The organism is Amycolatopsis nalaikhensis (assembly GCF_030264295.1).
Lineage (GTDB): Bacteria > Actinomycetota > Actinomycetes > Mycobacteriales > Pseudonocardiaceae > Amycolatopsis > Amycolatopsis nalaikhensis.
This window is the reverse complement of the sequence record NZ_CP127173.1, coordinates 4,208,670-4,226,625: the sequence shown is the minus strand read 5'-3', so window position 1 is coordinate 4,226,625 and position 17,956 is coordinate 4,208,670. Positions and strand designations below refer to the sequence as shown.

Annotated in this window: 15 protein-coding genes and 2 pseudogenes; 3 read left to right on the top strand and 14 right to left on the bottom strand. The window is 68.8% G+C overall.

Translation table 11 applies throughout. The features are described from left to right. Window positions 1-18: 18 nt before the first annotated feature. The 5 genes from QP939_RS20950 to QP939_RS20930 form a co-directional block, all read right to left on the bottom strand. A complete protein-coding gene (locus QP939_RS20950) occupies window positions 19-363 on the bottom strand; it encodes a hypothetical protein (RefSeq protein WP_285458487.1) in 345 nt (114 codons plus the stop codon). Beyond that, window positions 360-875: a hypothetical protein gene (locus tag QP939_RS20945; RefSeq protein WP_285458486.1), complete on the bottom strand. Its 516-nt coding sequence runs from the start codon at window positions 873-875 to the stop codon at window positions 360-362. The genes QP939_RS20950 and QP939_RS20945 overlap by 4 nt, the downstream gene beginning before the upstream one ends. Before the next feature lie 88 nt (window positions 876-963). Beyond that, the gene (locus QP939_RS20940; protein ID WP_285458485.1) at window positions 964-1,221 is read right to left on the bottom strand and encodes a hypothetical protein; all 258 of its coding nucleotides are present in this window, start codon (window positions 1,219-1,221) and stop codon (window positions 964-966) included. 66 nt (window positions 1,222-1,287) lie between these two features. After that, window positions 1,288-1,443 carry a hypothetical protein gene (locus tag QP939_RS20935; protein ID WP_285458484.1) on the bottom strand — a complete coding sequence of 52 codons (156 nt, stop codon included), beginning with the start codon at window positions 1,441-1,443 and terminating at the stop codon, window positions 1,288-1,290. Window positions 1,444-1,465: 22 nt separating this feature from the next. Next, the gene (locus QP939_RS20930) at window positions 1,466-2,551 is read right to left on the bottom strand and encodes an IS110 family RNA-guided transposase (protein WP_285458483.1); all 1,086 of its coding nucleotides are present in this window, start codon (window positions 2,549-2,551) and stop codon (window positions 1,466-1,468) included. Window positions 2,552-2,612: 61 nt separating this feature from the next. Here QP939_RS20930 and QP939_RS20925 point away from each other — a divergent pair. Further along, window positions 2,613-3,857, top strand: a pseudogene (locus tag QP939_RS20925) (IS256 family transposase); the annotation flags it as partial. A 1,560-nt stretch (window positions 3,858-5,417) separates the two neighbouring features. Here the strand turns inward: QP939_RS20925 and QP939_RS51840 are convergent. Further along, window positions 5,418-6,215, bottom strand: coding sequence for an AAA family ATPase (locus QP939_RS51840; protein WP_352251989.1), 798 nt, complete (start codon window positions 6,213-6,215; stop codon window positions 5,418-5,420). A 7-nt stretch (window positions 6,216-6,222) separates the two neighbouring features. Here QP939_RS51840 and QP939_RS51835 point away from each other — a divergent pair, with 7 nt between their 5' ends. After that, window positions 6,223-6,402 (top strand): hypothetical protein, encoded by a 180-nt coding sequence (locus QP939_RS51835; protein ID WP_352251986.1) that lies wholly within the window; start codon window positions 6,223-6,225, stop codon window positions 6,400-6,402. Window positions 6,403-6,700: 298 nt separating this feature from the next. Here QP939_RS51835 and QP939_RS20910 read toward each other — a convergent pair whose 3' ends face one another. From QP939_RS20910 to tyrS, 5 genes are all read right to left on the bottom strand, one after another. Beyond that, window positions 6,701-7,531, bottom strand: coding sequence for an alcohol dehydrogenase catalytic domain-containing protein (locus QP939_RS20910; protein WP_285458482.1), 831 nt, complete (start codon window positions 7,529-7,531; stop codon window positions 6,701-6,703). Then, complete coding sequence (locus QP939_RS20905) at window positions 7,528-8,010, bottom strand: HAD family hydrolase (RefSeq protein ID WP_285458480.1); 483 nt, start codon at window positions 8,008-8,010, stop codon at window positions 7,528-7,530. The genes QP939_RS20910 and QP939_RS20905 overlap by 4 nt, the downstream gene beginning before the upstream one ends. A 434-nt stretch (window positions 8,011-8,444) precedes the next feature. Beyond that, entirely contained in the window at window positions 8,445-9,284 is an 840-nt protein-coding gene (gene istB, locus QP939_RS20900; RefSeq protein ID WP_285458478.1) for an IS21-like element helper ATPase IstB, read from the bottom strand. Continuing rightward, a complete protein-coding gene (istA, locus tag QP939_RS20895) occupies window positions 9,281-10,981 on the bottom strand; it encodes an IS21 family transposase (RefSeq protein WP_285459803.1) in 1,701 nt (566 codons plus the stop codon). Before istA ends, istB begins: the two co-directional genes overlap by 4 nt. 298 nt (window positions 10,982-11,279) lie before the next feature. Next, window positions 11,280-12,347 (bottom strand): tyrosine--tRNA ligase, encoded by a 1,068-nt coding sequence (gene tyrS / locus QP939_RS20890; RefSeq protein WP_285459802.1) that lies wholly within the window; start codon window positions 12,345-12,347, stop codon window positions 11,280-11,282. Between the two features lie 66 nt (window positions 12,348-12,413). Between tyrS and QP939_RS20885 the strand changes: the two genes are divergently transcribed. Continuing rightward, window positions 12,414-13,573, top strand: a protein-coding gene (locus tag QP939_RS20885) for an IS3 family transposase (RefSeq protein WP_434219586.1) whose coding sequence is annotated in 2 segments (ribosomal slippage) — window positions 12,414-12,692 and window positions 12,695-13,573 — 1,158 coding nt in all. Because the reading frame shifts where the segments join, the coding sequence is not laid out codon by codon here. A 564-nt stretch (window positions 13,574-14,137) separates the two neighbouring features. On the opposite strand, the pseudogene QP939_RS20880 reads toward QP939_RS20885, so the two are convergent. The 3 genes and pseudogenes from QP939_RS20880 to QP939_RS20870 all read right to left on the bottom strand — a co-directional run bounded on the left by QP939_RS20880 (window position 14,138) and on the right by QP939_RS20870 (window position 17,955). Further along, a pseudogene (locus QP939_RS20880) lies at window positions 14,138-15,082 on the bottom strand (ribose-phosphate diphosphokinase). Between the two features lie 180 nt (window positions 15,083-15,262). Beyond that, on the bottom strand, window positions 15,263-17,098 hold the full coding sequence (locus QP939_RS20875; protein ID WP_285459801.1) for a phosphoenolpyruvate carboxykinase (GTP): 1,836 nt from the start codon (window positions 17,096-17,098) through the stop codon (window positions 15,263-15,265). 35 nt (window positions 17,099-17,133) lie between these two features. Next, a complete protein-coding gene (locus QP939_RS20870) occupies window positions 17,134-17,955 on the bottom strand; it encodes a hypothetical protein (protein ID WP_285458477.1) in 822 nt (273 codons plus the stop codon). Window position 17,956 lies beyond the last annotated feature (1 nt).

Here is a 17,956-nt window from a genome sequence, read left to right as displayed (position 1 = left end):
TGGCCTGGTGGTTCGAGGTCACCGGGGTGGGCGAGTCGCGTCCCGGAGGAGCTGGTCGATCTCGTGCTTGGGTGCGGTGAGGATGGTGGTCAGCACGATGACGGCGGAGCCTTCGTCCAGCGGGCGGACGGGATTGCCGTCGACGGTGAGGTCGTGACCGTTGGCGGTGACGATCCGCCAGTCCCGTTGGCGGATGCGGTCGGCGCAGTAGTAGCTGCCGATGAGTACGCCGTCGCGGGTGACGGTGCCGTAGATGATCTGTTGTGCGTCGGCGGGGTCGTAGATGATCGAGGTCACCGTGCAGCCGTTCTCGGTGAAGCTGCGTGCGACGACGTCGGCCTCGGGTGGGTTGTGGGCAGTCATCGGCCTTCTCCTTCGGCGTTGTGCGGGTTGGTGAGGCACTGTCCGGCGGCGGTGGGTAGTCCGGTGGCGGGGTCGCGCATGAGCGGGAGCGGGACCGAGGGCGGGTCGGCGGGTGCGCGCAGCCACGCCTTGATGTCCGGGGGTCCGATGTCCTGGACGGGTTCGCGGGGGTTGCGTGGGTCGAGTGGTTCCCAGCGCACTCCGCCGCCGACCGTGAGGAACACGCCGGGGGCGGCGGGGTCGAAGGCGACGATCCAACTGCTCACGTGGCTGGTCGCCCACGGCCACGGCCATCCGGTTCGGCGGGGGTAGGCCGCGCCGATGCCTTCGGTCTCCCAGGTGATGAACAGGTCGGCGACAGCGGCGCGGTAGGTGGTCTCGTCGGTCGCGGTCAGCGCGAGGCGTCCGGGCGGGACGCGCAGGAGGTTCTCAGGTTCGCACTCCCATTGCAGGGAGCCGAGCCACTCGGCGTCATGGCCGCGCCCGAGGTAGAAGTCGGTCTTGGTCGACATGGACCTCAGCTCACCGACCTTTGGCCGGCGCCTCGCGCCGCGGCCTCGCCGGCCGAGGCCAGCTCCGCGAGCACGGTGGAGGTGGTGGTCATGCCGACCACCCGAGGGCGTCGGCGGCGATCGCGGGCAGGTAGCCGACCTGTTCACCGGTGCCGAGCCACACCACGGGCGGGTCGGTGGGCCGCACGCCCCACGACTCGGCGTCGTCGGGGGTGCACACCACCCGCGCGAGCATGTGCTCCATCGGGTAGCCGGGTTGGGCGGCGACCCGCAGCGGCGTGGCGGGGTCGTAGCCGGACAGGGCGGCGATCAGGTCGCCCACGGTTTTGGGGTGTTCGTGTGTCATGGCGGGTCACCTCGTGGTCGTGGGTTGGTGGTCCGGGGCGGGGCGTCCCGCCCCGGACCAGTGGGGCTAGCGGGCGATCGCGCGGAGGGCTGCGGTGGCGGCGTGCCCGATAGCGCGCGCGGTGGTGGTGGGGTCGGTCAGCACGTGCACGGTGGACCCGTCGAGCGGGGTGTCGTGGGTGCTGGTGGTCAGCCACAGCACGGCGCACCCGGACGCGCGCAACCGGTCGACGCTTCTATGTTTGTCAAGCCGCTTTGGGGCGGTCGGTTGGTTCGGGCGTGGCCATCGTGTTGGTGAGGCAGCGATAGAGCTGACGGGCGATGTAGCGCTTGAGGCAGCGTCGGACTTCGCGGGTGGTCTTGCCTTCGGCGATGCGGCGGGCGGTGTAGGCGCGAGTGGTGGGGCAGCAGCGCATGCGGGTCAAGGCGATGGTGTGAATGGCGCTGTTGAGGGCGCGGTCACCGTTGCGGTTGAGCCGGTGTCGTGTGGTGCGGCCGCTGGAGGCTTCGAGGGGGCTGGTGCCGGCAAGTTTGGCGAAGGCCGCCTCGTTGTGGCATCGGCCGACGTGGGAGAAGCTGACGATCACCTGGGCGGCGGTCACCGCGCCGATGCCGGGCTGGCTGATGAGGGCTGGTGCGACGTCGTTGACGATGTCGTCCAGCTGGGCTGCGTTGTTCTTCAGCTCGCGCCGGTGGGTGTTCAGGGCGTGGGCGAGACGTCGGATCTCGGCGTAGCGTACGACGTGCTCACGGGTGGCGTTGCGAGGTGAGTTCCGGCGAGCCAACTCGTGCAGCGTGGTCTCGGAGAGTCGACCACGTGCGAGTGCACGGTCGTGGTCGTCACCGTCGCGGAGCAGGGCGCGCAGCCGGTTGGTGTTGGCTGTGGCGGCCGTGGCGAGTTCGTTGCGGGCGCACAGCAGAATGCGCAATGCTTCGCGGTCGCCGTCGGCGCGCGGGGTGGGTAGGCGGTCGGCAGGTTGTTGGAGTGCCGCCAGAACGGCCAGGTGTGCATCGATCTGGTCGGATTTCCCTTTGCCGCGGCGGGCTTTGCGGTTGGGCTGCTCGCACTCGATGACGGTCAGCCCGGCGGTGGTCAGGGTTCGGGCGAGTCCGCGGCCGTAGCTTCGGGTGCCTTCGATGGATGCGGCTATCCGGGAGCCTGGGGCGTGCTCGCCGATCCAGGTCAGCAACTGGGCATGGCCTGCGCTGGTGTTGGGGATCGAACACGTCGCGATCGGCGCGCCGTTGGGTGCGGCGAGTTCGACCTGGTGGGTGTCGCGATGGGTGTCGACACCGATGACGGCATCGACGAGATCTGCCAGCATGGGCATCGGCCGGGCCTGTCAAATGTTCTGTGTATGAGATCAACTTCTGAGTTGGATGGAGTACACAGTGACCGTGGCCGAGGAATCGCAGCAGGGCTCGTTCGAGCCGCCGTTGTCGGGGTCGGGTTCGGCGCGGGATGTGGTGGCTGAGCTGGTGGATGCTGGCTTGTTGGATCGGGTGATGGATCGGGTCGATCAGGACGGGCTGGCGTTGACCGGGGAGGGTGGGTTTCTGCCGGAGCTGGTCAAGGCGGTGTTGGAGCGGGGTTTGCAGGCGGAGTTGGCGGATCATCTGGGCTATGAGAAGGGTGATCCGGCCGGGCGGGGTAGCCCGAACTCGCGCAACGGGGCGAGCCCGAAGACGCTGGCCACCGAGGTGGGGCAGGTGCCGCTGGCGGTGCCTCGGGGTCGGGCGGGGACGTTCGAGCCGCGGCTGGTTCCGAAGGGTTCTCGCCGGGCCGGCGGTCTGGACGAGATGATCATCTCGCTGTACGCGGGCGGGATGACGGTGCGCGATATCCAGCATCATCTCGCGCGCACGCTGGGCACCGAGCTCTCGCACGAGACCATCGCCAACGTCACCGACGCCGTGCTCGAGGAGGTCAAGGCCTGGCAATCGCGGCCGCTGGAGGAGATCTATCCGATCGTCTATCTGGATGCGCTGGTGGTGAAGGTTCGCGACGGCCATCAGGTGCGTAACCGCTCCGCGCACCTGGCCGTCGGTGTCGATCTTGATGGCGTCAAGCACGTGCTCGGGATCTGGGTGCAAGCAGCCGAGGGCGCGAAATTCTGGGCCGGGGTCTGCGCCGAGCTGCGTAACCGCGGCATCCGCGACGTGCTCATCGTCTGCTGCGACGGGCTGAGCGGGCTGCCCGAGGCGATCGAGGCCACCTGGCCGCACACCACGGTGCAAACCTGCACCGTGCACCTGATCCGGGCGGCGATGCGGTTCGTGGCCTACGGCGACCGGAAGAAGGTCGCGGCCGCGCTCAAGTCGATCTACACCGCCCCCACCGCCGAGACCGCCCAGACCGAACTGCGCGCTTTCGCGGAATCGGAGTGGGGCCGCAAGTACCCGGCCGCCGTCGCCACCTGGGAGAACGCGTGGGAACGGTTCATCCCGTTCCTGGCCTTCCCACCCGAGGTGCGCAAGATCATTTATACGACGAACTCGATCGAATCTTTGAACTACCAACTCCGCAAGATCATCAAGAATCGCGGTCACTTCCCCAGCGACGACGCCGTGATCAAGCTGCTCTGGCTGGCCATCCGCGACATCGAAGACAAACGCGCCCGCCAGCGCGACCGGGATGTCCTCCCAGTTGTCGTTGGACTCGAACTCGGTGACCTCGGCGGGCGGGCGGGGTGGGTCAGCGGGCGCACGTGGTGCCCGAAGATCACGCTCGCGGTCTCGGTGGGCACCCTGGTGTGGCGGGCGGCGTTGGCCAGAATCCACGCCGCCGAGGCCACGTGCGCGCACGCCCACCGCATGGACCCGGACACGTCGCACGCCACCCCGACCCGCAACGGCGGGACGGTGACCGGGGTGCGGGTGGTGCGGGTGAACGGTTGCGCGGTCACGACCGCCCCGGCGGCGAGTTGGGCTTCGGCGGCACGCACCCCGCGCATCCGCAACCGTCCCGGCGGGACGTCCGAGGTGGACTTCACCGCGACCCGTTCCCGGACCCCGGCGGTGTCCAACGCCCGCGCCAACACCCGCGCGGCGGTGCGCTCCTCCGGGGTGGGCGGGCGGGTGCCCGCGAGCCGGGTGCGACCGGTTCTGGGACCACCAGCGGCGAACACACGCCGTGCCGCCTTCTGCGCCGCCTTGTCGGCGGCGTCGGACTTCGCCTTCTCTGCGGCGGCGACGGCGGCGGGGTCCTCGGGTGCCTTCTCCCGCGCCACCTTCGCCGCCACCCCGTTGAGCACGGCGGCGATCGCGTCCGCCAATGGCGACGGGTCGGCGGGGGCGTTACCGCTACCGGTGCCGGGGGTGCCGCCGGACGGGTCGGGGGTGCCGGACGGGTCGGGTGCCGCGCCGGGGTCCGGGTCGGCGGGGGTGTTGGGGTCGGTGTCCGGGTCGGCGCCGAGGATCTCGCACCATTGCCGCCCGAGGGCGAGCATGGTCTCGCCGTCGTCGTCGGCGGTGCGCAACGCCGTGCGCCACACCGCCCGCAACTTGCCCACCGTGTCGGCCCCGAGCACGTCCTCGATGACACGGGCGACGGGGGCGACCTCGGTGCGGGTGAGGACCCCGCCGTCCGCGCGTCCCAGCAACAGCGCGGCGGTGTGGGCGGCGTGCGCGGGGGTCATTTGCGGGGCGGTGGCGGGGTCGGCGAACAGGTGCAGGTCGGCGGCGACGATGCCCTTCACGCACGCCCGCAACCAGTGGCGGTCGTCGGGGCGGCGGCGGACCTGTGCGGCTTCCATGCGCGGCTCTTCCAGCAGCATGGCGGCGGCGACCACGCCGGGCGGGGCGTCGTCCGGGGGTTCCCAGGCGGTGTGTTTGGCGTGTCCGCATTCGTGGGTCAGGGCGCCCCACGCCGGGGCGTAGCGGGGGCGGTCGGACAGGTTCGCGGGGTCCACGGTGGCGGGGTCCACCCCGAGGTGGTCGCCGTCGACCTCGATCAGCGCGCGGGCGGGGTAGAAACACGCCGGGGCACCCCCGCCCGCGCCGGGGGCGACGGTGACCAGGAGGTCGTCGCGGTCGGCGATGATCGGGACCTCGTCGGCGAAGGCGGCGGACAGGGTCAGCCATTCCGGGCGTGCGGGGAACACGGCGGCACCGGTGGCGGTCGGGTCGGCGGTGAAGTGGGTGCTCACGGTGGTGAGTCCTTTCGCGACGGTCGCGGTTCGCGGGGTGGGTTGTGGGTCAGGGTTTCGGGGTGATGCGGGCACCCAGGGCGAGCGGGGTGACGGTGCGGCCGAACGCGTCGCGCACCACGGCGGCGACGGTGGCGCGGTCCTCTTCCGGCGCGATGCCCACGAGGTTCCCGGCGGCGGCGTCGGCGCCCAACACGGCGGCGATCTTCTTGAACGCCAACAGTTCCCGCAGTTGGGGTGCCCACCCGACCTCACCCCGTTCCTGCCGGGTGGCAAGGTTGCGCGCCACGCGCACCGCCTTCTTGTCCACGCCCAACTGGTCGGCGAGGTCGTAGTCGCTGGACACCTGAACCTGCACGGAGAACCGGGACGCGAGGGCGTCGGTGAGCACCGCCCCGTGCACGCCGGGGTTGTGCCCGGCGACCACGTAGAACCCCGGCGCGGCATCCACGACCTCGCCGCCGTTGGCCTTGATCACGATCTGGCGGCGTCCGTCCATCGCGGGGTAGACCACGGCGAGCACGGTCGGCGGTATCAGGGTCGCGTCGTCGATGAACAGCGGCACCCCGTCCCGCATCGCGCGGACCAGCGGACCGTGCACGAACACGAACTCGCCGTCCGGGGTTTTGGTGTAGTCGCCCACGAAGTCGGCGACCACGGTGTCCCCGTCGCCCTGAACCGTGATGCAGTCCGGAAACGCCGCCTCCACCACCGACGTCTTGCCCGTGCCGGGCGGTCCGTACATCAGGGCGGAGACCCCGGCGTCACGCAACCGCCGCAGTGCGGTGACGTCCGGCATCCCGGACAGCAACCGGGGGTGGTAGTCCATCCCGTTGGGGCGTTTCACCGGACCGGTGACCACGCCCGCCGACCCGACGGCGGACCCGCCCGCGCCCGCCGGGGCGGGCGTGGTCGTGGGCGCGGCGGTCGGTGCGGCGGTCGGCGTTGTCGGGGTTTTCGGGCGGGGTGTGCGTGGCGGGGCGGGGGTGATCGTGGGCGCGGCGGCGGACGCCGTGGTCGCGGTCGCCCGGTAGGCCAGCGGGGACGTGGAAGCGACCTCGGCTTCCCCCGGTCCGCGAGCACTTTGCACGCGTTGCCGACCGCCCCGGATGACCGGTTCAGGGTCGCCGCGATGGTGCGCGGGGTGAGGTCGGTGCCCGCGTTGTCGGCGAGAACTTTGGCGACCATCGCGCGGAGTTCACCGTTGCCGAGCCGTTTCGGCGCGCCCGCCGGGGCGGGCGGCGTGGTGGACGGAGCCGGGGCGGGCGGTGCGGCGGGCGGGGTGGGCGTGGTCATCGCGGGCGGTCCTTTCGGGTGTGCGGGGGCGGCGGGTCAGGCGGCGAGCGCGGACTCGGCGGCGTCGGCGGCGGTCTGGTGCCGTTCGGCGTCGGTGTCCGCCGCTTCCGGGGTGGCGTGGTCCGCCGACCACCCGCAGTAGCAAAACGCGGTGGCGGTTCCGTCGTCATTCGTCACGGTGTCGGCGTAACACATAATTGGCTCGGCTCCGGTGGCCGCGTCCACCACGACGTCGAAGGTCTGCTGCGGGTACAGCGCGGCGGGTGATCGGAACGCGGCCGGCACTGCCTTGGCTACGGCGTCGAAGGGAGGGCGTCCGTCGCGGTGCACGATGGTGACTCTCCAGCCCTGCTGATGGGCGTAGAGCGCGGTGAGAAGGCCGACTGTGCCCGCGCCGAAGACGGCCAGGTGTCCTGGTGAGGCGATCGGGTTGCACCGCAGGCCATGGATGGCGACCGCAGCCGGGTCAGCGAGAGCCGCGTGGAGTGGATCTGCGCCGTTCGGTAGCGGGTGCGCGTTCTCCGCTGGGACAACGACTTGCTCGGCGAATCCGCCCGGCACGTCCCAGCCGATCCGACGCAAGCCGGCGCACAGGTGGATGTCGCCCGTCGCGCAGCGCGGACAGGTGCCACACGGCACGAGCGGGTCGACGGCGACAGAGCGGCCGGTGGGGTCAGTGCCGACGATTTCGTGGCCTGGTCGCCACGGTTCTGGAAGCGCGAAGCCGTTGGGAAGCCTCAGTTTCGGTAGGTCACTGCCACAGATGCCGACGTGGCTGACGCGCACCACGGTCTCACCCTCGCGCGGCTGAGCTGATCCCACATCGTGCAGGCCCAGGTCACCGTTGCGGATCTCCCACGCTTTCATGCGCGTTCCGCGAGGTAGGCGGGCAGGTGCTCGGCTGTGTCCAGGAAGGGGCCGGACCAGTCGGTGTCGCCGAAGGCGAGCGCATTCGTGGGGCCACGACGACGGACCGCGACGGCTGCCATGCCCGCGGCGAGTGCGCCGCGTAGCTCGTCACCGCCCCCATCACCCACGTAGAGCACCTGGTCCGATGGCGCGTCCAGTTCGGCGCAGATGCGGCCGTAGAGCCGTTGGTCGGGTTTGACGGCTCCGGCGGTGCAACTGAACACGGCCGCGTCCACCAGCGCGGCGAGCGGGCCGCTCGGCCAGGCTGCGACGATCTCGGCGCTGGCGTCGCTGAGGATGCCGAGTCGCAGTCGCTTGGCGCGCAACGATTTCAGCGCGTAGACGACCGACGGTGCGGGCACGAGGCGGAGCTCGCCCGAGCGTTCGCAGCTCGTCTGCGACCGGCCCCGCCGCTGCGCCCGGTCCGTGGACGACACGGACCAGGTGTGCGGCGAGGTCGGTCAGCGTGGGCAGGGTGCCGTCGTGGCGGACGTGCCAGGTGTCGCGGAAGTAGCTCTCGACCGTCGTGGTGTCGCAACCAGCCACGGCCTGTCTTTGCCGCCTAGTTGTGGCTCCACTTTTCCGGCGGGTCTTGGCCCCAGGGCAGGCGTCGGGAACGGAGCCGGAAAGCTCTCAGCGGATGGGTTTTCCGGTGGTTTTTGGCCCTACCCTGGTTGGGTGAATGTTGGGAGTTCTGGGGCGTGGGCGGCGAGACGGGGAGGGGCAGCCGGTAGCTTGTGCGGGCCGGGTGCTCACGGACCTGTCTCCGACAAGACAGTCCGCCGTGAGCAGCCGGCCCTTTTGTTTGCGGGCATGGAAAAGCCCCGGCTCGTGGTGTCGAGGCGGGGCTTGACCGGGGTTTGGCCGGGTGTCAGGCGGTCTGGGTGCCGTCGTCGACGGTGTCGCGTTCCCGCTGTTCGAGCAGGCGAGCCTGGGTGCTTTGGGCGCGGTAGGACTCGCTGCCTGTCTCGATGATGGTGCCGTTGAACGTCATGCGGTCGACCACCGCGCGGCAAAGCCGCTGGTCAGTGAATGTTTTCGGCCATTCGGAGAAGGGAGCGTTGGTCGCGATCGCGATCGCGCGGCGTTCCTCCCTGTCGGTGAACAGCTGGAACAGCAGTTTCGCGCCGACCTTGTCCAGTTCGACGTAGCCGAACTCGTCCAAACACAGCAGGTCGACCTTGTCGTAGCGGGCGTAAACCCTGGTCAGCTGCTTCTCGTTCGCAGCCTCGGACAGCTCGTTGACCAGGTTCGCGGTGGTCGTGTAGCGGACTTTCAGGCCCGCTTCGGCGATCGCGGTGCCGATCCCGATCAGCAGGTGGGTCTTGCCGGTGCCGGAGTCTCCGATCAGGCAGAGCGGCCGGCCGGCGGTGACCCAGGCCGGTTCGGTGAGGGTGTTGACCACCTCCTGCGGGATGTTCGGGTTGACCGAGAAGTTGAAGTCCTCGATCCGTTTGGGACGGCGGAACTTCGCATCGCGGACCAGCCGGGTCCGGCGGCGTTCGTCGCGGTTCTCGACCTCGGCTTCCAGCAGCTCCAGCAGGAACGTCTTGTAGGAGGCCTGCTGGCGCAGCGAGGCCTCGGCGATCTCGCTGAAGCGGTCGCGGATGGTCGGCATCGCCAGGCTGCGGCAGGCCCGGTCGATGAGGGCGTCGAGGCTGTCCATTTCGGTGCCGGGCATGGCTTTGCGTTCGGCGGGGGCGGTGGTCATGCGCTGGTGCCTTTCCGGCGTCGGGTGAGCAGCTGGTCGTAGATGTCGAGCGAGGGCAACGGCCGCTCGGCGAGTTTCGGTCCCTGTGGGTGCAGGGTGATCACGTCGGCCCCGCCGCCGGGGGCGACCGTCCGCGGCCGGGCCCGGGGATCGGGGGTGTCGTCGGTGATCGCGGGCATGATCGCGGTGTCGATGCCCAGCTCGGCGCAGTCGTCCTCGTCCAGCAGCGGACGGGCGTCGCGGTGGGCTTTCTCTGCCTTGCGCGCCTCGATCGCCACCAGGTCCGGGCTGGTGCCGCCGATCTGCAGCGCGGCGGTCATGCCGGCGATGACGAACTCGGCGTCCAGGTGCCGGTGCAGCAGCAGGACCTGGATCAGCAGCCGGGTGCCCTCGCGGTCTCCGTGGACCTGGCGCACCGAGTTCCAGAACGCGTCGTGGACCTCGGTGAACGTGCCCTCCTTGCGGGCGGTGGCCAACGCGGTCGACCCGGGCAGCGCGCCGGGCTTGCCCAGCAGGATCTCCAGATAGTGGTCCAGGTCGTCGTGGGAGGCTCCGCGCTGGGTCAGCCGCGGGTGCCGGGCGATGACCTTCCCGCGGTCGGACACGACGACGTCGTTGGCGCGCAAGGACACTCTCACCGTGCGGCCGATGAACCGGGCCGGGACCGAATACAGGCTCTGGCGGACGGTGATCCGAGAGTTCCGGTCCACCTTGGGGTTGAAGACCGCGCCGCAGTCGAAGTCGTCGAACGGCAGCGGCGCCAGCAGGTCTGCCTCTTCGCGGAACTTGAACCCGACCGTGACCCGCTGGCCGTGGATGACCCGGTCCTCTTCGGCCAGGTCGATCGCCGCGCAGCGCTCGTTGAGTTCGTCGAGGGATTCGACGTCGACGACCGGGACCAGGTGGTTGCGGCGGAACCGGCCGCCTTCCTGTTCGACCCCGCCCTTCTCGTGCGCGCCGTCCTTGCCGGGGATGCAGTAGAACGGCTCGAACCCGTAGTGCGAACGGAACTGGACCCAGCGCTCGGACTCGATCCTGTTGCGGCCGAAGCAGACCCGGTTCACCGCGGGCTTGAGGTTGTCGTAGCGGATGTGACGCGTCGGGACTCCGCCCAGCGCCCGGAACGCCTCGACATGGCCCTGCATGAACGCCTCGAGTGCCTCGGACTTGAACACCCGGTGGATCGCCTTGCCCGAATACGACAGCCGCAACGTGAACAGGTGACACCGCAGCACCTCCCCGCGGACGCGGACCCACACGTCGGCGAAATCGACCTCCGCCTCCTCGCCCGGCTGGTGCTCCTGCGGGACCATCCCCTCCAGATGCAGCGCGCCCGCCTTGGCCTCGGCAACGATCTCCGGCCGGCGCCGGGCGACGTACTCGTAAACCACCGTCCTGCCCACCTGGTCGAACCCGTACTCGCTGATCAGCCGCTGGTAGATCCGCATCGTGGTGTGCTTTTGCTTGCGCGGGGCCCGAAGGTCCTCCCGCAGCATCTCGTCGATCCACCCGTAGGCCGGCTCCAGCCTCGACTTCCGCGGCGGCGGTTTCTTCCGTTCCTTGGGCACGGCACTGGCCAACGCTTCCCGCACCGTGCGGCGGTGCACCCGGTACCGCTCGGCCAGGGTCCGGACCGAGACGTCCGGATCCGTCCGGTGATCACGACGAATGCGTGCGAACAACTCCACGCGCGACAACGACAACTCAGGCCTCCGACACGACCGAGCAAGGGGTTAAGGCCGCCCATCGTTGCCGCTCCAACCAGGTGAACCAAGATCGTTCACACCATCGTGGGCGTGTCCACATCGGACACGGGTGGGGCCAAAACCCGCCGGAAAACCGAGACGGAGCCACAACTACCCGGAGCCGCGGGGCCAGAGATCACCGGCAAAAACAACGGCCGCTACCCGTGATGCCGCGCTGGCGCGTTCCTCGGGAGTGGGCGCGGCGACCAGGGTGCCGAACAGGTCCAGGACGACAGCCTGCACAACCAGATCAGGCGGTGGTGCTGATGCGCGCGAGCTTACGGCCGACCTTGAGGTAGAAGTCGCCGGTCTGACCGTCGAGCTTGTCCTTGACCAGGGTCGCCAGCGGTTCGCGGGTTTCGTCGGCGCTCAGCGTCACCTGCTCTTGGCCACCCTCCGACTCGACCACGAGGCGCAGGCCGTTCTGCTGGGCGACGCGGCGGACATTGCCGTTGCTCTTGGCGAAACCCAGAGCCTTGACGACCTCGGTGACAGGCTGGCTCAGGTCGGCGATCGTGGGCAGGTCCTCGACCTCGCCGAAGGTGCGCTTGGAGAAGCGGGCGACGAACTCCTCGCGCGCCTTCATCGCCGCGTCGACGCCGTGGATGGCGGCGGTGACCTCCCCGGCGAGGATCTTCTTCAGGTCCATCGGGTGCAGTGTCCCGGCCTCCACACGATCGCTGGTGATGGCGAGTTCGGGGTCCAGCCATTCCGACAGTGCCCGGAAGTAGGGCTCCACGAGCCGGTCGGGTACCGACATGATCTTGCCGAAGATTTCGCCGGGTGGGGCGGTCAGCGGCACGTAGTTGCCCTTGGACTTGCTCATCTTGGCCCCGGTGCCGTCCGTGCCCTCGATCAGCGAGGTGGCGACCACCAGTTCGGGGGTTTGGCCGCAGACGTCCATGACCTTGCGGCACATCTGCATGTTGAGGAACTGGTCGATCCCGCCGACCTCTAGGTCGCAGTTGGTCTCCACGGAGTCCAGCGCCATCACGACCGAGTACATCAGTTCAGCCAGCGACAGACCCTGTCCGGCGTCGAGGCGCTTGCGGAAGTCCTCACGCTGGAGCGGCATCGACACCGGGATCTGCGAGATGATCTCGATGATCTTCGGCAGGGTGATCTGTCGCAGCCAGTCGCCGTTGTGGCGGAACTGGGCACGGTCGAAGTCGAAGAACGGGGTGACCTGCTGGCCGTAGGTGGCGAGGTTGCGGGCGATGTCCTCGTCGGTCAGGGCGGGGCGATCGTCGGAGCGGCCGGACGGGTCGCCGATCTTGGCGGTCATGTCCCCGACGATGAACACGACCTGGTGACCCAGGGTCTGCCCAGGGTTCGGTTAACACCTCACCTGTGAGGCTCCGGCCTCGCCTGGAAGGATGTCACCGTGCCCAAGCCCTACCCCCGCGAGTTCCGCGACGACGTGATCGCCGTCGCCCGCCGCGGCGAAGCCCCGTTGAAGCAGGTCGCGAAGGACTTCGGAATCTCCGAGTCGTGCCTGGCCAACTGGCTGCGCGCCGCCGACGTCGAGGACGGCACCCGGCCCGGCGTGACTCGCGATGAGTCCACCGAGCTACGGGAACTGCGCAAACGCAACCGCCTGCTGGAGCAGGAGAACGAGGTCCTGCGCAAAGCGGCGGCCTACCTGGCCCAAGGCAATCTGCCGGGAAAATAGTCTTCCCGCTCGTCCGTGAACTGGCCGCGGCCGGCGCCCCGATCAGGGTGTCGGTCGCGGTGACGTGCAGGGTGCTGGGCATCTCCCGGCAGGCCTACTACCAATGGTGTGCAGCGCCGGTCTCGCAGCGGGACTACGACGACGCGCACCTGATCAACGCCGCGCTCGAGATCCACGCCGACGATCCGGCCGACGGGTACCGGTTCATCGCCGACGAACTCGCCCGCCGGGGCTTCACCGCCTCGGAGAACCGGGTGTGGCGGATTTGCTCCATGCAGCAGATCTTCTCTTCGCACGCCAAGAAGAAAGGCCGTTCCCACAAGGCGGGGCCACCGGTGCACGACGACCTGGTCCGCCGGGACTTCACCGCCACCGCACCGAATACCAAGTGGCTCACCGACATCACCGAACATTCCACCGGTGAGGGCAAGCTGTATTTGTGTGCGGTCAAAGACTGCTACTCCAACAAGATCGTCGGATACTCCATCGACTCGCACATGCGGGCCTCACTCGCCGTCAGCGCGCTGCGCAACGCGATCGCCCTGCGTGACCCGGCCGGAACCGTCGTCCACTCCGACCGCGGCGCCCAATTCCGGTCGGCAGCCTACCGGCGTCTGCTGCGCAGCCACAGGCTGACCGGGTCGATGGGGCGGGTCGGGGCCTGTGGTGACAACGCCGCGATGGAATCATTCTTCTCGTTGCTGCAAAAGAACGTTCTCGATACCCGGCGATGGCGGACCCGGGAAGAACTCCGGTTGGCGATCGTGTCCTGGATCGAGACGAAGTACCACCGCAAACGCCGCCAACGCGCCCTGGGCAAGCTCACCCCGGTCGAGTTTGAGACCATCTACACGACCGCAGCAGCGGCCTGAGAAGTAGTCAGCTCCGGTGTCAACCGAACCCTGGGCAGACCCCCATGCGCTGGAACCGGCTGAGGATGAGCATGGGCACCGAGTGCCGATGATGTGCTGCGCCGCTTCGGTTGGCAGCGCGGCGAACCGCGCGAGTTGCTCAGGCCAGCCCGATTTGTTGCCAGCGTAGGGGCAGTTTCTCGCCGCAGTCGCCGTGTCTAGATGGGTGCGTGTCCTGGTAGAGGACTGCGCGCCTGCTGTGCGCTCGATCCGGGCTGGACGATCAAGTGTCTCGTTTCCTGCCGTTCGCGTGTGGTGTAGATCATACTCTGCTTGACGGTTTCGTTAGTCCGGAGTGAAAGGACTGGCAGAACGTCCATGGTGGATGTTCGTGGTGGGTTTCTGTTCTCCCGCTGCATGAGCGCATCCGGCCGGGACTGACACGGCGGTTGTGCCATGGTTCCGTGACGGCTACGTCCGCTTGATGCCGAAGGACCCAATGGCATCGAGCTGATCGGATGTTTACCCGGGCAAGGACTGTGCGTTCCCCAACGCGGCGTGTGATGGCGCGGATGTCTCCGCTGATCAGTGACGGTCGTCGAAGAGACTGGTGACCGATCCGTCGGCGAAGATTTCGTTGATGGCGCGGGCCACCAGGGGTGCGATGGACTGCACCTTGAGTTGGGTGAAGTGCTTTTCTTCGGGAATGGGGAGGGTGTCGGTGAGGACGACTTCCTGGATGCCACTGGAACTCAGGCGTTCAGTGGCGTCGCCCGTGAGCACGCCGTGGGTGGCGGCGGCGATGAACGCCCGCGGCGCCCGCGCCGTTCAGGAGTCGGGCGGCACCGATCATCGTTGTCCCGGTGTCGATCATGTCGTCCACGACCACGCACAGTCGGTTTGTGACGTCGCCGACGAGCTGGGTGGTGTCGGGATGTTCGGCATGCAGGGACTTCCGCTGCTGAATGAACGCGATGCGTTGCCCGCCAAGTAGCTCGGCCCAGGTTTCGGCGAGTTTGACGCGTGTCCGGCGTCGGGAGCGACCACGGTGATGTTCGCGTGCCGGTAGCGCCACCGGATGTGGGCAGCCAGCAGTGGCTGGGCCAGGAGGTGGTCGACCGGCCCGTCGAAGAACCCTTGGGCCTGGGGGGTGTGCAGATCGACGGTGATGATCCGATCAGCCCCGGCTGTGGTGAGCAGGTCGGCGACGAGCCGCGCGGAGATGGGTTCCCGCCCCCGGTGTTTCTTGTCTTGGCGGGCGTAGGGGTAGAAGGGCCAGATCACGGTGATGCGTTTGGCGCTGGCTCGTTTGAGCGCGTCGATCATGATCAGCTGTTCCATGAGCGCTGTGTTGAGCGGATCGGTGGCGGTGTGTAGCACGAAGGCGTCGCTGCCCCGGACGGATTTGTCGAAGCGCACGAAGGTTTCGCCGCCTGCGAAGGTGTGGGCGGTCTGCGGGGTGATGGACGCGCCGAGTGTGTCTGCGATGCGATGTGCGAGGGCGGGGTGCGCGCTGCCGGCGAAGAACATGAGCCGCTTGGTCACGACTCCCGGCCGTCTGCTTCCCGGTGCAACGGCAGTGGCGCTCGGGATCGGTGCGGCGGCCGTCATGTGTTGTCTCCAGTTGACGTGTGGCAGAAGTGGAACCGCGGGCGGAGCCGGACGGGGGAAGCGGAGGCTCGCGGCCCCGCCCGCGGGATCATGAGCCGTCTATGCCAGACGTCGGGTCAGTGCGTCGAATTCGTCGCGAAGTGCGGTGGGCAGCTTGTCGCCGACGGTGGCGAACCAGTCCCGAATGAGCGGAAGTTCGGCTGTCCATTCGGACGGTGTGACGGCGAGGGCTTCGTCGACGTTGGCGGGGTTGATGTCCAGGCCGGTCAGGTCGAGGTCGGCCGCGGTGGGTACGGCCCCGACCGGGGTCTCGGTTGAGTCGGCGGTGCCTTCGATGCGGCCGAGGATCCAGGCGAGGACACGGGAGTTCTCGCGGAATCCCGGCCACAGGAAGCGGCCATCCTCGCCGCGGCGGAACCAGTTGACACCGAAGATGCGTGGGAGTTTCGCGGGGTCGGCGTTGGTGCCGATGGCCAGCCAGTGGGCGAAGTAGTCGCCGACGTGATAACCCATGAAGGGCAGCATCGCCATCGGGTCGCGGCGCACCACACCGATCTCGCCGGTGGCGGCGGCAGTGGTTTCCGACGAGAGGGTGGCGCCGAGGAACACGCCGTGCTGCCAGTGGCGTGACTCGGTTACCAACGGGATCGTGGAGGCGCGTCGTCCGCCGAACAGGATCGCCGAGATCGGTACCCCGGCCGGGTCGTCCCATTCGGGCGCGATGCTTGGGCATTGCTGGATCGGGGTGCAGAACCGGGAATTGGGGTGCGCGGCAGGTTCGGAGGAGTCCGGGTGCCAGTCCCGGCCCTGCCAGTCGGTGAGGTGTTCCGGTGCCGTGTCGGTCATGCCTTCCCACCAGACGTCGCCGGTGTCGGTGAGCGCGACGTTGGTGAAGATCGTGTTGCCCCGCTCGACCATCCGCATCGCGACCGGGTTGGTGCCGTATCCGGTGCCGGGGGCGACGCCGAAGAACCCGAATTCCGGGTTCACGGCGTAGAGGCGTCCGTCGGTGCCGAAGCGCATCCAAGCGATGTCGTCGCCGAGGGTTTCGGCTTTCCAACCGGCCACGGTGGGTTGCAGCATCGCCAGGTTCGTTTTGCCGCAGGCGCTGGGGAACGCGGCGGCGACGTAGTGCACGGCTCCTGCGGGCGAGGTGAGTTTGAGGATGAGCATGTGCTCGGCCAGCCAGCCCTCGTCGCGGGCCATCACCGACGCGATGCGCAGCGCGTAACTTTTCTTGCCCAGCAGGGAGTTTCCGCCGTAGCAGGAGCCGTAGCTCCAGATGGTGCGATCCTCGGGGAAGTGCGAGATGTACTTGACGTCGCTGCAGGGCCACGCCACATCGACCTGGCCGGGTTTCAGCGGGGCGCCGACCGAGTGCAGGGCCTCCACGAAGTCGGCGTCCTCACCGAACTTCTCCAGCGCCATCGCGCCAATCCGGGTCATCAGCCGCATGGAGACAGCGACATAAGCCGAGTCGGTGATCTCCACACCCAGTTTCGGGTTCTCATCGGCGAGCGGTCCCATGCAGAACGGGACCACGTACATCGTGCGTCCGCGCATGCTGCCCCGGTAGAGCTCGGTCATGATGATCTTCATGTCGACCGGGTCCATCCAGTTGTTGGTGGGCCCGGCGTCGTTTTCGTTCTCGGAGCAGATGTACGTGCGGTCCTCCACCCGCGCGACGTCGCGCGGATCGGAGGTGGCGAGGAAGGAGTTGGGTTTCTGCGGTACGCGGACCAGCGTGCCGGCCTCGACCAACGAGATCGTCAGCCGGCGCCATTCGTCGTCGGAGCCGTCGCACCACACCACCCGGTCGGGGGTGGTGAGTGCGGCGACCTCGCGCACCCACGCCAGCAGACGCCGGTGGGTCGTCGGTGCTTGATCCAGCCCGGGAATGGCACTGGTCGGGTGGGTGTCGGTCGAGGTGGTCATGGTGCCGCTTTCTGTGTTGCGGTTCTCGGCGCTGGTCACCGGGCGAGTTGGGTGTGGAAGACGCTGGTCACCGCGTCGGCGACCAGCTGGGTCACGGCGATGCCCGCGACGTTGGGCACGGACCTGCGCGGCGACGAGACAGTCATCAGGACTTGCGCGCACGCACAGAAGATCTCGATGTCGAAGGCCAGGCCGGGAGCGTGCACGGCGGCTCCCAGTAGCCCGGCCGCCGCGTACGGTGCCACGCCGGTGTCCTCGCGGGTGATCACGGTAAGCCCGCCGAGCCGCGCGGTCGCGCGGGTGGGCAGTTCTCCGACGAGGTCGATCACGGTGTCGGCGCCGAAGACGATGTTGTGCAAGGGAAAGATCGCGGCGTCGGAAGGGTTCCAGGTGGTGATGTCGTCGACCCCGGCGGCCATCAGCAGCGAGGTGAGGATGGGCAGATCCCGCGCTCCGGCGAGGACCACCCTGCTGCCGTGTGCTCGTCGCCCGGCCTTGGCCAGCGAGTCCACTGTCACAGCGGCCAGGGCGATCGCGGTGACGTCCTCGTCGATCAGCACCGGCCGCGCCTCGCTGTCCTGCAGCTCCCGCTGCACCTCGCGGGCCCGCGCAGGGTCCACCCGGGTCAGCAGGACCGCGCCGATGTCGGCGGGCAACGCCCGGATGCCCGCCGCGAGTCCGGTCGCGTCGGTGGCGAGGATGACGGTCGGCCGCGCGGGAACCCGAGCCAGGCCACTGATCAGCTCAGCGGAATCACGCAGCGTCGCTGTCAGGTCGTCGTTGCGGGGCAAGGCGCTGCCGTCGGACACGATCACCACCCGCTGGACCGCGGAGTCCGTGGAAGAAGCTGATGCCATG

What these genes read in the sequence shown, in the direction of transcription:
- QP939_RS20940 (WP_285458485.1), bottom strand. Translation starts at nt 1,221, where the DNA reads ATGACACACGAACACCCCAAAACCGTGGGCGACCTGATCGCCGCCCTG.
- QP939_RS20870 (WP_285458477.1), bottom strand. Translation starts at nt 17,955, where the DNA reads ATGGCATCAGCTTCTTCCACGGACTCCGCGGTCCAGCGGGTGGTGATC.
- istB (WP_285458478.1), bottom strand. Translation starts at nt 9,284, where the DNA reads ATGACCACCGCCCCCGCCGAACGCAAAGCCATGCCCGGCACCGAAATG.
- QP939_RS20930 (WP_285458483.1), bottom strand. Translation starts at nt 2,551, where the DNA reads ATGCCCATGCTGGCAGATCTCGTCGATGCCGTCATCGGTGTCGACACC.
- QP939_RS20875 (WP_285459801.1), bottom strand. Translation starts at nt 17,098, where the DNA reads ATGACCACCTCGACCGACACCCACCCGACCAGTGCCATTCCCGGGCTG.
- QP939_RS20950 (WP_285458487.1), bottom strand. Translation starts at nt 363, where the DNA reads ATGACTGCCCACAACCCACCCGAGGCCGACGTCGTCGCACGCAGCTTC.
- QP939_RS20910 (WP_285458482.1), bottom strand. Translation starts at nt 7,531, where the DNA reads ATGAAAGCGTGGGAGATCCGCAACGGTGACCTGGGCCTGCACGATGTG.
- QP939_RS20945 (WP_285458486.1), bottom strand. Translation starts at nt 875, where the DNA reads ATGTCGACCAAGACCGACTTCTACCTCGGGCGCGGCCATGACGCCGAG.